Source organism: Fundicoccus sp. Sow4_D5 (genome assembly GCF_052116365.1).
GTDB lineage: Bacteria > Bacillota > Bacilli > Lactobacillales > Aerococcaceae > Fundicoccus.
Genome location: NZ_JBQKLF010000010.1, coordinates 1 through 14,292, shown reverse-complemented (window position 1 = coordinate 14,292; position 14,292 = coordinate 1). Strand labels below are relative to the sequence as shown.

At 41.1% G+C, this 14,292-nt stretch carries 6 protein-coding genes and 1 pseudogene; 5 read left to right on the top strand and 2 right to left on the bottom strand.

Annotated features, from left to right (window positions below; all coding sequences use genetic code 11):
* Nucleotides 1-574: 574 nt before the first annotated feature.
* Nucleotides 575-1,492, bottom strand: coding sequence for an ABC transporter ATP-binding protein (locus ACTQ45_RS10800; RefSeq protein WP_441763757.1), 918 nt, complete (start codon nt 1,490-1,492; stop codon nt 575-577).
* Nucleotides 1,493-1,528: 36 nt separating this feature from the next.
* A pseudogene (locus ACTQ45_RS10795) lies at nt 1,529-2,332 on the bottom strand (ABC transporter ATP-binding protein); the annotation flags it as partial.
* 170 nt (nt 2,333-2,502) lie between these two features.
* Between ACTQ45_RS10795 and ACTQ45_RS10790 the strand changes: the two are divergent.
* From ACTQ45_RS10790 to ACTQ45_RS10770, 5 genes are all read left to right on the top strand, one after another.
* Entirely contained in the window at nt 2,503-3,816 is a 1,314-nt protein-coding gene (locus tag ACTQ45_RS10790) for an ABC transporter permease (RefSeq protein WP_441763699.1), read from the top strand.
* A 24-nt stretch (nt 3,817-3,840) separates the two neighbouring features.
* Entirely contained in the window at nt 3,841-5,349 is a 1,509-nt protein-coding gene (locus ACTQ45_RS10785) for an ABC transporter permease (protein ID WP_441763698.1), read from the top strand.
* Nucleotides 5,349-7,274, top strand: a complete 1,926-nt coding sequence (locus tag ACTQ45_RS10780; protein ID WP_441763697.1) for an ABC transporter substrate-binding protein — start codon at nt 5,349-5,351, stop codon at nt 7,272-7,274. Before ACTQ45_RS10785 ends, ACTQ45_RS10780 begins: the two co-directional genes overlap by 1 nt.
* 351 nt (nt 7,275-7,625) lie before the next feature.
* Nucleotides 7,626-8,576 carry a LysR family transcriptional regulator gene (locus ACTQ45_RS10775; RefSeq protein ID WP_441763696.1) on the top strand — a complete coding sequence of 317 codons (951 nt, stop codon included), beginning with the start codon at nt 7,626-7,628 and terminating at the stop codon, nt 8,574-8,576.
* Between the two features lie 160 nt (nt 8,577-8,736).
* On the top strand, nt 8,737-14,292 hold a 5,556-nt coding region (locus tag ACTQ45_RS10770), incomplete at its 3' end, for a G5 domain-containing protein (protein WP_441763695.1).

The following is a 14,292-nucleotide window of genomic DNA, read 5'->3' as shown; positions in this document are numbered from 1 at the left end:
TAGCCTGGGAGTAACCGAACTTTAGTCGTGCGGTTCACGAGCCAAGAAAACTTTAGTCGTTCGCCGAACGAGCCAAGAAAACTTTAGTCGTGAGCTGGACGACTAAAGAAGTGAGTGGTCGGTTGCCTTCTTCAATAATGTTCACCCCTAATTTTACAGCAATCCTTCAAGTAAGGCTATTTAAAGAATTAGCAAGACTACTCAAAAGACAAAAGACAAAAGACAAGAGACAAAGGTGTCAGCCACTGCGTGTCTGACGATTATATAAAGGGCGGATGCTAGTTTTAATCGTCGTGAGCTAGGAGCGAACGACACCGCTGGTGTTTTATGTTTTTTTTTAACCGGCGGTGTGGGTGTATTTGCTTCGTTTCGTGTATGAAGCAAATACTCTTGTGTCTTTTTGCGCTCGAACCCAAAACCCAACCCAAAACCCAACCCAACCCAACCTAAAGCCGGACAGCTGTCTCCCAGCCCCAATAAAAAAATCATCCGCCACAGACGGATGACCAAATTCTTCTATTATATATATAGGCACCTATTCACGCGCCAACAAAGGCACAACTAGCATCAGCGACTATTGTGCCACGAAGTGGCCTGGACTGACTTCGACCAGTGTCACAACGTGTTGGCTGGCAGGCACAGCGTCTTTAATTTCCTGGTCACTGGCACGAAACTGGGCGTCAAGACGAGGTACGGCACTTAATAACTGTTGCGTGTAGGGATGCAACGGCTTGTCATACAGTTCATTTGTTTCGGCGATTTCGACGATTTGACCATGTTGCATCACGGCCACCCGGTCGCTAATTTGCTTCACAACTGCCAAGTCATGCGCGATAAATAAATAAGTTAGGCCCAACTGTTCCTGTAGTTTTTGCATCAAGTCGATAATTTGAGCTTGAATCGATACGTCCAAGGCAGACAAGGGCTCGTCGGCCACAATGAAGTCAGGTTCAACGGCTAAGGCGCGGGCGATTCCAATTCTTTGACGCTGTCCGCCAGAGAATTCGTGGGGGAAGCGACTGGCAAAGCTAGCGTCGAGTTCGACGAGTGCCAATAATTCTTCGATGCGCTCTCGGCGTTGGCTAGCGTTTTTGACAAGGCCATGTGTATCGAGAGCTTCACCGATAATATCTTCGACTTTCATACGCGGGTCTAAAGAAGCATAAGGATCTTGGAAAATAATCTGCATGTCTTTACGGACACGCAACCGTTCAGCTCGTGTTAGTTGCTGCAAGTCGAAACCATGGAACATGATGCGACCGCTAGTAGGTTGATATAATTGTAGAATCGCACGACCTAATGTAGATTTTCCTGAACCAGATTCACCAACCAGTCCAAGCGTTTCACCGCGGTAAATGTCCAAGTCGACTTGGTTAACGGCTTTGACTTGTTGACCTTTGCCAAGGTCAAAGACTTGCTCTAATTTTTCAACGGAAATTAGAGGTTGAAGGGGGCTTTTGGCAAATTCTTCATTGTCTGATGCGACTGCCACCGCCTTATGCTCATCTGCTAATACCCCAATCTTGCGCGGCACTTTCTCTTGCTCGATTCTAGGTACCGCGTCCAACAACAATTTCGTATAAGGATGCTTAGGCGAAGCGAACAGCTCCTCAATCGGCCCTTGCTCAACAATGCGACCATTCTGCATCACAATCACCCGCGTACAAATTTGCGCCACAACTCCAAAGTCATGACTAATCAATAGAACAGACAAACCCAACTCGGCCTGTAAATCCTTAATCAGTGTCAAAATTTGCGCTTGAATCGTGACATCCAAAGCCGTCGTTGGCTCATCCGCAATCAACAAGCTCGGCTTAGCAGCCAAAGCAATCGCAATCATAATCCGCTGACGCATCCCACCTGAAAACTCGTGCGGATACAACTTAAAACGCGCAGCCGGCTCCTTAATGCCAATCGCGCTCATTAAAGCGATTGCCTCAGTCCGTGCAGCACGCCTCGACACCTTACGATGCAAACGCAAGACCTCAACAATTTGCTCGCCAACTGTCATCGTCGGATTTAAAGAACTCAACGGATCCTGAAAAATCATCCCAATCTCCTGCCCCAATAAACGACGCAAAGCGCGCGGCTTCAAGGACAACACATCCTGCCCCTTAAACACCACCTGACTTTCTGGAGCCATCCGCGCATTGTCAGGCAATAAACGCGTAATCGAACGAGCAGTCATACTCTTACCACTACCGGACTCACCAATAATCCCAACAATCTCGCCCGCAGCGACCGAAAAGGACACCTCGCTCAAAACCTCCTGAAACTGATCCTCGCTCTCGAAACTCAGCCCTAACTGCTTAACGGATAAAATCTCAGACATACCAAACACCAGCCTCTCATGAATTAACAGCGCTCATTATAACACACCAAAACCACCCCCAACGCCCAACCACCCCTTCAAAAAACCGAACACTAGCCATTAGAAAATCCTAAAACCACCCCCAGCACATAAGCAGTATAATGACAAAGCAAATACCCGGAGGTGACACAATGACCCACACAAGACACTGGAGCGCACTCTACCAACAGATGCACGAACGCTGGCCCTACCGCATCGCGCTCTGGCTACTCGGACTGCCCTTACACCTATACTTATATAGAAAACAACCGGCCAGCCCACCACCGCCAGCCAACCACAAGCTACACACCGAAGAACTAAACAAACAACACTACTTCGGGGGAAATAAGAGTCCAGAAGAGACAGCGAGAATCGTCGCTAAACGTCTCAAGCACTCTAGGCGCCAAACCATTAGCGGCAATCGAACGATTGCGAAGCGTTTTGGCGAACTAATGACCAACCGCAAGGGCTTTATCACGGCTATGATTTTAGCATGGCCGATGTTAGGTTTGATGATGCTCTACCGGCTACCCCTATTACGCTATATCATTGAAAGACTCTTCCAAATGGTCTTCGTCATTTTTGGGGTGACCATGATTGTCTTTACCTTATTATATTTCTCGCCATCCGAACCGGCCGTCAATATTCTCGGTATCCAGGCAACGCCGCAACAAATTGAAAACTTCAATCTCTTACATGGTTTGAACGATTCTTACTGGCTTCAATTAGCGCGTACTTTAAAAGGTGTCGCGACCTTTGATTTTGGCTATACCTATGTCGGTAATGAGCTGGTGATTGATGCTTTGTTGCGCCGCTTCCCAGTGACGCTGCAATTGACCTTCTTTTCATTAGCGATTGCCTTGGTGATCGCGATTCCGGCAGGTATTTACGCAGCCGTCAAAGCCAATTCCTTATTTGATCAATTCTTTATGTTCCTCGCTTTAATTGGCCTGTCGATCCCTACTTTCTGGCTCGGTTTAATTTTTATTTTCAATTTCGCCATCGAAAACCGTTGGCTACCGGCCACTTATAATCCAAGTAACCACTGGTCTTTACTGATGCCAGCCGTCGTCTTAGGTACCAGCCTAGCCGCTGCCGTGGCTCGCATGACCCGTGGTTCAACCTTGGAAGTTATTCATGAAGATTACTTATTAACCGCGCGTTCAAAAGGCCTATCCAACTGGCGCATCATTTGGCGTCATATTATACCCAATGCCTTGATTCCGGTTGTAACGGTCATCGGCTTACAATTTGGTGGCATGTTAGGCGGCTCAGCCGTGACGGAACAAGTCTTCAATATTAATGGCGTCGGTAGCTACATTGTCGAAAAACAATTCGTGCCTGATATCCCGGCCGTGTTAGGCGGCGTGATTTACATCGCGATTATTGTGTCGATTGTCAACCTGATCGTCGACCTCTTGTATGCCGTTCTTGATCCACGTATCCGAACCTCACTAAAAGCTTAAGTAAACAGAAAGGAGTCGACGATCGTGTCACAAAGCAATTTATATTCAGCCAATACTAAACGCTATTTACGCTTTGCGGCTGTCTTATCTGGCGTCTTTAGTCTAGGCGTTTTAGTCTTCAATTTCAGACGCTTTGGCTTGGACTGGGGTGTTGAAAGTCTGATTTTCACTCTTGGACATCTAGTGCTGAGCGCAGTGGGTGGTGCGACCACTTATGGCTTACTCAACGCCCCACACCAAAAAAAGTTGATTAAAGCCAATAACCAGCTTCAAGAAAGCCCCAAGGCGCTCGTTTCAAGCAATCCTAGCTGGCATCGTCCGTTAGGAGTCCTTTTAATGTTATCAGTATTGCTGGGCAATCCCTTTAATTTTATGAGTGGTTTCATTTTTTATTTTAGAAAAATTCAAGCCTATCAATATTTCTTATTATTTGCGGTCTTGGTCGACTTGACGCTGGTCGCGGTCTCGCTGATTAATTTAGCTAAGCCACAAGTCAATCCGCACTTTTATTTAGGCATGAGCCTGCTGCTGATTAATCTAATGCTGCATAGCCTGTTATTGTTGGCGCCCAATTGGATTGACTCACTGAAAGGCCGAATGATTATTGTTCCTATTTTGGCCATGGGGGTCTTGTCTTGGTCTGGCAATCTCTTGTCGTTTGCGGCAGCCTACTTGCTGGCGAAAAGTCGTCAACAAGACAAGCGCCGAAGTCTGTTGGCGAATTTGGCCCGCCATGAAGTTGCGATGTTCGGTCTGTACATCATTACGGTGATTTTAGCTTTAGCGATCACCAGTTATTTAACCTTTGATTACAGTTATGCGGTCGAGAATAATTACTCAGCGATTTTACAAACGCCAAGTTGGCTTTACCCATTAGGGACCGACAATTTCGGACGTGACGTTTTTTCACGTTTGATTTTTGGTGGACGTATTTCGATATTAGTTGGCTTGTTGGCAACTTTAGGGCCTTTGTTCATCGGCGGCTTCTTGGGGGCACTGGCAGGTTACTATTCTCAGCGAATTGACCAAACCATTATGCGCGTCTTGGACATTCTTTATGCAATTCCAGGCATTCTGTTAGCCATCACGATTGTGACCGCCTTTGGTACATCGACACAGAACCTGATCTTGGCTTTGAGTATCGGTGGAATACCTGGTTATGCCCGGACGATGCGAGCGAGTGTGCTGCAAGTTAAACAGATGGAATATATCGAGGCAGCACGGGCGCTCGGCGTATCGGACGCGAAAATTATTCTTAAGCATGTGATTCCAAATGCAAGTGCCCCGATGATTATTCGCTCATCCTTGACGGTCGCCACCGCAGTTATATCGACCAGCAGTTTGAGTTATCTGGGTCTAGGTGTCGAAAGTCACATTCCCGAATGGGGCAATATTCTGAGAATTGGTAGCGATTATCTCGAAACCCATCCTTACTTGGCGATTTACCCCGGTTTAGCGATTATCGCCTTAGTATTATCTTTTAACTTCTTAGGCGATGGCTTACGCGATGCGCTCGATCCTAAGATGAAGTAATGAAGCGTAAGCAAACAATAGAAAGAGGTGAGGCAATGAATTTAGACGAAGAAGGTTGTTGTTGTCATTGTGATTGCCGTGCAAATCTAAAACCAGATAAAAAGGAGAATTATCGTTTAATGAAACATTTATTGAGTAAAGCAATTTTATCCGCAACGTTATTAGCAGGAACGGTCTTACCCGCTGCCGCTAACTTACAAACAGTGAAGGCCCAAGAGGCAGCCATTCCGGTGACTGTTCTAGCCCAATCTTCATCCGAGCAAAATGCGAACATCGTTCGCGACCAGCTAACAAAAGCCGGCTTCCAAGTGGAAGTAAGCCTACAGCCAGACTATGCAAGCTTTACAGCTCAAAAAGAAGCTGGCAACTATGACTTGGCGATATCAAGTTGGACAACCGTTACAGGAAATCCAGACTATGCCGTGCGTTCATTATTTATTTCAGAAGGTGACAACAGCATCATCAACAACCCTGAAATCGATGAGTTAATCGAATTAGCCGCTTCGCAAACGGCTGAGGAATACGTAGACACTTATAAGCAATTTGAAGAAGTCTTAGTAACTGACAATGCTTATATCGTACCTCTATACACATCGCTTAAAGCCCAAGCTTATAACCACGACGTGTTAAAGGCCGAGTCGATTCGTTTATCTAAATCACGTGCCTTCGCCTGGGAAGGTGTCTCTTATGTGGATGACAGCCAAAACGCGACACGTCCTTTAGTTTTAACGCAAGAAATGGCTGACTTAACATCCTTAGACCCAATCAAAGGCAACGATGGAAGTATCAACCAATTAAATACCAACATGTATGTCCGCTTAATTAACTTGACGGATGATGACCAAATCACATCTGAAAATTCATTGAGTTATAACCATGTCATCGCAGAAGGTAACTCCGATTACTATTTCATCTTAAGAGATGATATTAATTTTGCGAAAATTGAAGACGGTGCAGCGGTGGATACGGGGGATTTAGTATCGGCAGAAGATGTGGTTTTCTCATTAAACCGTGCCAAAGATTCTGAGTCTGTGCCTGATCACCGGACATATAGCTTGCATGAACATATTGCAGAAGTCAGCGTCGTCGAAGACCTTGCGGAATTAGAGTCTGCTTTAGTTTCTGGTAGCGACGTGACAGTTAAAGAAGCATTAGAAGCGGATTTACCAGCAGCGATTGCTGATTTAGTTTCGAGCGAAGCAGAAGTTGATAATGCAGCTGGAAATTACCAAGTGGTTAAATTAACAACGACTGAACCATTCCCACAAGTCTTGAATTACCTAGGTCACCAATCCGCCGGTATTGTGTCTGAGGCACAAGTAACAGCTATCAATACGTATGATGTAGCAGCTTATGATCCAAACGTTGACATTGCCTATGGCGACCAACGCGCAATCACTGAAGGTGGCACGTACGATAATCATTTATGGGCCAGTGGTCCTTACTTGTTAGTCGATAAAAACGACTACCAAGCAAACTTTGTTAAAAACCCAGTCTACCGTGCAGAAACTGAAGCGACAGCTAAGATTTCTTCAGTAACCGTTCGTTTTATCGGTGACGCGAGCAGTTCATTATCTGCCTTACGTGCAGGTGAAGTAGATTTACTATATAGCTTGAGCGAAGTCAACTATCCAATCGTCGAAAAAGAAGCCAGCTTAACTTTACAATCGATCCCAAGTAATGGGGTGGCTTACATGTTATTCAATACGAATACACCAGGTCGCCCAGTCTCTGATAGTGTTGATTTACGTAAAGCCATCCTTTATGCAATCAACCAAGAAGAAATCAATGCGGCATACCAAGGCTTGAAGTTACCAGCTTTCACAACGTTATCGCCTCTAGTAGACACTGGCAATAGCTTAGTGGCAGATCCAGCTAAAGTTGAAGAATTCAAAACCAACTACCTAAACAGTTTGGGCGAGTAATGTTTTATAGTAATTAGTAGTAATACATAATAGTAGAATAAAAAATAGCTAGTAGAAATAGTAGAGTTACTAGTAGAAAATAGTAGAAATTTATTAAGAGTGCCGAGCGGACTGACATGTCTTGCTTGGCGCTTTTTGTGTTGCTTGTTATTGGTCGGGGCTGCGCTGTATCGTGGCGACTCGAACGACGAATCCTGGAGGGGGTCCCACATTGTGGCGACTCGAGCGACGAATCCTAGAGGTTGTTCCACATCGTGGCTCACTTCGTAAGCGATGATTTTACTCAGGTATTTCTTAGTGAGGATAAATCCTGTATGATAAAGGGTAGTTTATACAGAGAGGGCGAGTGTAGTGAATATACAACAACTAAAATATTTAGACTATATAGAAAGAACAGGATCGATAAATCGGGCAGCAGACCTGTTATTTGTCTCGCCTTCGACAATTTCAGTTTCCTTGAAGGAACTAGAACAAGAAGTCGGACGACAACTCTTCACGCGGTCGAGCAGTGGTATGACGGCCACGCATGAAGGTTATGAATTTATTACCCAGGCGCGTCAAGTGTTAAGTCAGCTGGAAGTAATGAGGGATACGTTTATTGATACGGATACGGAGCGACAGTGGTTTTCGGTATCGAGTCAGCATTATGATTTTGCATCAGAGGCTTTCAGCAAGTTTATTCAAGGCGAGAATTACCAACGTTTTGTTTACCGCTTTTTCGAGGTGGACACTTATACGGTAGTTAAAAATGTGTCGCAAAACATTAGTGAGTTAGGCTTTGTTTATTTGAGTGAATTTAACCGCCGATTATTGACGCGCTTTTTCGAACAAGAAAACCTGCAGTACCATGTGATGTGGGAATTTCAGCCGAAAGTGTTTGTGCGTAAAAAACATCCTTTAGCAGATCGAAAGAGTGTTAAATATAAAGATTTATTAGATTACCCAGCGATAACTTTTGAGCAAAATGATCAGCAAAATGAATTTTTGGCAGAGCATCCTTTAGAAGTTCAAGCGAATCAGCGAAAGGTGGTCGTCAGTGACCGAATGAGTGCGATCAATATTATTATAGGTTCTGATGCTTATTTAACCGGATCAGGCATTATGATTAATCAAATTACCGATTCACATATGGTGTCGATTCCTTTAGAAACTTCAGAAAGTCATTATATTTGTTGGATTGCACCCAAAAACCAGAAGCTATCTGACAATGCAAAATCATATTTAAGACTAGCTGAAGAATCACTAGGTGAAAGGGTTGAGAGCCTCCAAACGATTCAATCTCCAGATTATTATTCAATCTAAATCGAGCCGCCTTTCCTTTGGGAAAGGTGTTTTTTTTATGCTGAAAATAGTCTGTTATTATTTTGAAAGCAAGTTTAAGATATGTGTGTTTTGTTATATCAAAACCATCTAATCTGTGTCATAATCATATTGTGATATTTATTAGTTAGGAGGAAACTTAATGGTCAAAAATCGTAAGATAAGATATGTAAAAGATTCATTAATTAAATTAGGTTTAGCAGGAATGTTAACGTTTCAAACCATGGCGCCAAGCGTATTAACGGTCGTTCGGGCTGAGGATGGTAGTGAGGTTGTTGAACCATCGACGGAAGTAGTTGAAACACAAGAATCAGTAGTAGAAACATCAGAGGAAGTTACTCCGCCAGAGCAAGATATTCCAGTAGATGAAGAGGCTCCAGTCGGAGAAGGAACACCATCAGAGTCATCGAGTTTGGAAAATGATACTGAAGTAATTGTTCCGGAGAGTTCAATAGAGACACCTGAAGATAGCGAAGAATCAGAGGCAACAGAAGATCAAGAGGTAGATCCAGAAGCTGATCCAGAAGTGATTGAAAGACATGAGATAATTCAATTAACTGTCGCGGAATTATTAGCAAATCCGGAAGGACTAGTGAAAAAAACAGCCGTTGGAGATGTGGCGCTTGATATTCAGTGGCAAGAATCTGAATTTAGATCTGGAAATGAAAATTTTGAAATCAACATTAACAATATAACCGCTTCAATTCTTGTTCCATATAGTGAATCACCAGTAATCGACACTATGGATATGGGTGCTGCTGTTTCTAGCGATGGAACGGTGACTGTATATAATCCAGGGCATATTGCATACTTAACAGATCAAGGAGAGCAAATTCAATACACTCTAACGCTTGAAATATCAGATACATTTAGTGTAGAACATCTGAATGTGAATGTGAAACAGGAAGAAGGAGTTCAAGACTTTGTGACTCAAGATAATCTGTTAAAAGTATCGATTGATCATGCAGCGGGTACTGTTAATTACCAAATGACAAATGGAGATTGGGTAATTAATCAACCGTCTACGGATTTTCTGAGTGAAACTCAATTTACTAATGACTACCGTATAACAGCTTACTCGCCATCGACTAAAAAGACTAAGTCCTACTGGTTAGTGGTTACTATTTTACCGAACGTTGAAAAGTTACAGATGCACATTACGCGAGATAATCGATACGATACAGGGAAAGAAGTCTATGTTCGCTCAGAGGCTTACGATGGCTTTGAGTTCAATGGACGATTTAATCAAGAGGAAGAAGTTTTCATTGTTGAAGTTTTTTCAAATGATACGTTGAAAAACTGGGAAGGTGATTATTATCATACTTTTAGTTTAGAGGAAGAAAGTGGACAATATACAGTTGTGTATTTACATCAGGAATACGATTCAGAGTTTGATCGAACAGTAGTTACTGATCGTGTTGAATTGACGATTCAATTAGATAATCAAGAAGTAGAGCTTGAAGAATCATTAGTATTTGAAAGGACTGTCAGTCTAAATGATTTAATGATTAATTCACCTACAGATGAATTATATCCAGTTACTATGAAGTACAATGAACGTCGTCAAGAGACGTTATATATTGGCTACGATGAAAACGGGTATTATTCGGAAGAAGCAGGGTATCCAACAGATGGACTAGTAGTGGTATACCGTCAAAATCAGTTTCAAGAGGAAGCTTATTTTGATGGTACTTATAGTCTAGGAGATTTAGGCGTTATTGAAATTTGGAATGTGTACGGAGGCATCCTGACGATTCATGTTAAGGATATGCCAGAGATACCACTTATTGAAATGGCATTTGATTTAAACTTTGATCAATCAGAAGCTAATAAGTTTGTTCATGATTTTAGTGAATTTAAACTAGAAGCCTATTATGGAGGGTACCGGGATGGAGTCTATCATTTAGAATTAATAGAAAATGAAGATTATTATATACAATCAGAGGATTACAATTATGACATGTGGGATCAAGAGTCACAGCATATAAAGCAATTTTCACTTTTAAATCAAAGAACAGGACGTATTGTTGCTAATTATGATCTAACCTTTAATTTAGAAACTCGTGATTTCTTAAGTACAGATGATGGTGGATTTAGTATTTCGGATGGTGAAATAGATAGAGTAGAAGATATTACTATTACTTTAACACCGCAGGACTTATTAGAGGCCGCCAACTCTAGTGATGGTAGAGTGTTAAAAGAAATAGATAATCGATTAGAAGTAGGCATATATTACAGCCTACATGGTTATGGATTACGTGGAACTGCCCCTACTTACGATGCATCTTTCGGGTTAAGCAGTATTTGGCCGAAAGAATACCAAAGTGGTCAATTAGTATATTTCGGAAATGATCATGATTGGAATGTTCACTTACGAGATTCGTTTTTAGGAGATGGCTTCACTAATTCAGAGACTATTTATTTCGTGGAAGTAGATGGGGAAGTTATCCAATATAATTTAAGCATAGCTTTTGAAAAAATAGTTGAACCACAAGAAATGTCAGTTGATTTCTCAGTTAATACAGATGGAAATCAGAGTTCATCATTGGACAATCTTCTTTCGGTGACGGTTGATTATGATAATCGTTCGTTAAGTTTAAATGCCATTGAAGGATGGACAACTGTTGAAAAACAAATTGCGATTAATATTAGTTACGACAATTATAATCATTATGTCCATTTAATTTCTGATACCGGGGAAACAAAAGTTTATCATTTGATAGTGAACATACTCATAAGTGATGAAGTGGATTATGTAGTAGAAATTGAATTGTCTAAAAATAATCAAAAAGCGTTTGGAACTGAAGAGTACGTAAATATACCAGAATTAGGAACAACATCACTAACTGGCTTCTATAATTATTATCAAGACAAATATGAAGTCGAACTATCGTCAGATATTGAGTATATTAATGTTTATGGCTACCTTGAATATGAGGCTAATAATAAGGAAACAACGTATGTAGGTTTCATTGAAGAAAGTAACATTAGTATTCATGGTGAACCTCAAGTAGGAAAACGTATTAAGTTGATTGTAACCATCAATGATGAAAAATCAGTAGAGGATTTACAATTGAAATTTACTCCAACAGTTTCTTTTGAAGACATCCAGATGTATAGTGACACAGATGGTTATGAGCTAATTTTAGAATATAACGATCGTCGACAAGAGTCTGTTTACATAGGTTATGATAAAGGGGATTTGTTCTCAGATTGGAGCTACCATTCAACTAAGGACAAATTTGTTGAATTATATGAAAATGCCGGTGTTTATTCATTACGTAATATCTTAAATGAGACAGGTCCCGGGATTGTAGACTTATATACTGAGTATGGAAACCATGTGGAATTGACAATAGAGGGCATGCCAGAATTTATTAAAGAGCGAGTTGAAATACCTGTCACACTGGATCATGACATGAGTAATCCATTGGAAGTATATTCAAAAGCCTTTCCGAATTTATCCCTAGTTGCTTACCATAATCATTCACAGGATTACTGGGATACAAGCTATACATTGGAAATGCCACGTTACGATTATGACGGTATATATGAAATCGTTGACGATATGGAATGGCAATATTCCGTTAGTGATGAAACAGAAACTATTTCTAAAACCCTTAATATAAATCGTGTAGGTGAAGGGAATCGTATGATAGGGCAAATAGAATTAGTTTATACTTTTGAAGCACCTAAATACGAAGAACGTGAAACAATTTCAATAGATTTAATTCAACAGAATGCTAATAACTATTTTGCGACTCAAAACTCAGTTAGCGAGGACGGATTAGTTGTTTTATCCAGTCGCTATAATGAGTATGACCGTGAAGGCTCACTATTTAAATTATTTAGTCTCTTAGCGGGCGTTACGCCAAAAGCAAAAGAAAACAACTATATATTAGTGGGGTATTATTACATCGGTGAGGCAGTTAAACTAGAAGGAACTGATGCTGAATTTAATATTGGTCATAACCCCGCAATATTGTTAAAGAATAATAATTCAGACGTCATTTACAGATACCCTATACAAGTTACTGTAAATGAAACGCTGGGAGAAGATAATCAGGATGGAAACCACTTCAAATTTGAAGGGAATGCATCTGAGTTTATGAAGGTAACTCAAACAGCAAATGGTCCTGTTTATGGGAAACAAGTACAACTAAAAATTTCTGATTATGAGTCTTTACCTGGAGAAATATTCTTAGATAAAGAAAACATTATGGCTTTATTCGACGATTCAACACCGCCAGAAGAGCGCTACATGTTTACTGATACAAGAATGTACTTATATAATCTACCATTAACTAAAATTGACGAATTTACTTATGAAGGTAAATTAGATCAATTCACAACGTTGAAAGTCAATATCTTAGATCCAGAGCAGACAGTGATTGAAGTAAGAGACCTTCAAGTGAGCGGTGATGATTTAATAGAAAATAAACTGTTATTATCAGGTGGTGAGATATCTTCATTAATCGCCACAGTTAAACCACTTAATGCGACTAATCAAGCAATAACGTGGACTTCATCTAATGAGGAAGTTGCTAGCGTATTGAATGGTGAAGTATATGCCCATGCCAGTGGTACAGCAGTGATTACTGCGGAAACGCATAATGGATTGCAGGTTCAAATAGAAGTTGAAGTGAAAAACAATGCGCCTGTTATTGAGGTTGAAGATGAAGAGTACCGTGAAGTTGTTAAAGTCACAGGTCCTTCTACTGCCATACCAAGAGGGGCTACTTTAAGAGTTGAACCAATCAAAGAAGAAGCCGTTGCCTATAAACAAATGGATAAACTAACAGATGGTCGTATGACAATGTTTGATATTAGTTTATTCAATAAGCAAGCAAACATTGCCGTCCAACCCAATGCTCCACTGATGGTATCCGTTAAGATTCCAGAAGGTTACGATGCATCAAAATTAAAAATGTATTATTTTGATGAAAAAACTGGAATGAGAGAAGAATTAAAAGGTTATGTTGATGGAGACTACTATACGTTTGAAGTAAAACACTTCTCATATTATGTATTAGTTGAAGAAGAAGTAGCGGTTCCTGAACCAGTGATTGTAGAAAAAACATCTGAGAAAACTACAGTCATACCATTTGAAACAATTCGTCAAGCAAATTATGAATTAGAAATTGGTGTTGAAAGGGTAGTTGTTAAAGGGATTAACGGTGAGAAAACGATAATCTTTAAAGATATTTATACGGATGGCGAACTAACTTCTTCAGAACAAATAGGTGAAAAAATTACTGACCCAATTGATGAAGTCATTGAGTATGGTACTTTGCCTAAGGAAACAGAGTCAGACGAAGAAACAAGTTCAGACGACGAGTCTTCAGATGAAACAAGCTCTGATGAAGAAACAAGTTCAGACGATGAGACTTCAGATGAAACAAGTTCGGACGAAGAAACAAGTTCAGACGATGAGACTTCAGATGAAACAAGTTCAGACGAAGAAACAAGTTCAGATGACGAAACAAGTTCAGACGACGAGCCTTCAGATGAAACAAGTTCGGACGAAGAAACAAGTTCAGACGACGAGTCTTCAGATGAAACAAGCTCTGATGAAGAAACAAGTTCGGACGAAGAAACAAGTTCAGACGACGAGTCTTCAGATGAAACAAGCTCTGATGAAGAAACAAGTTCAGACGATGAGACTTCAGATGAAACAAGTTCGGACGAAGAAACAAGT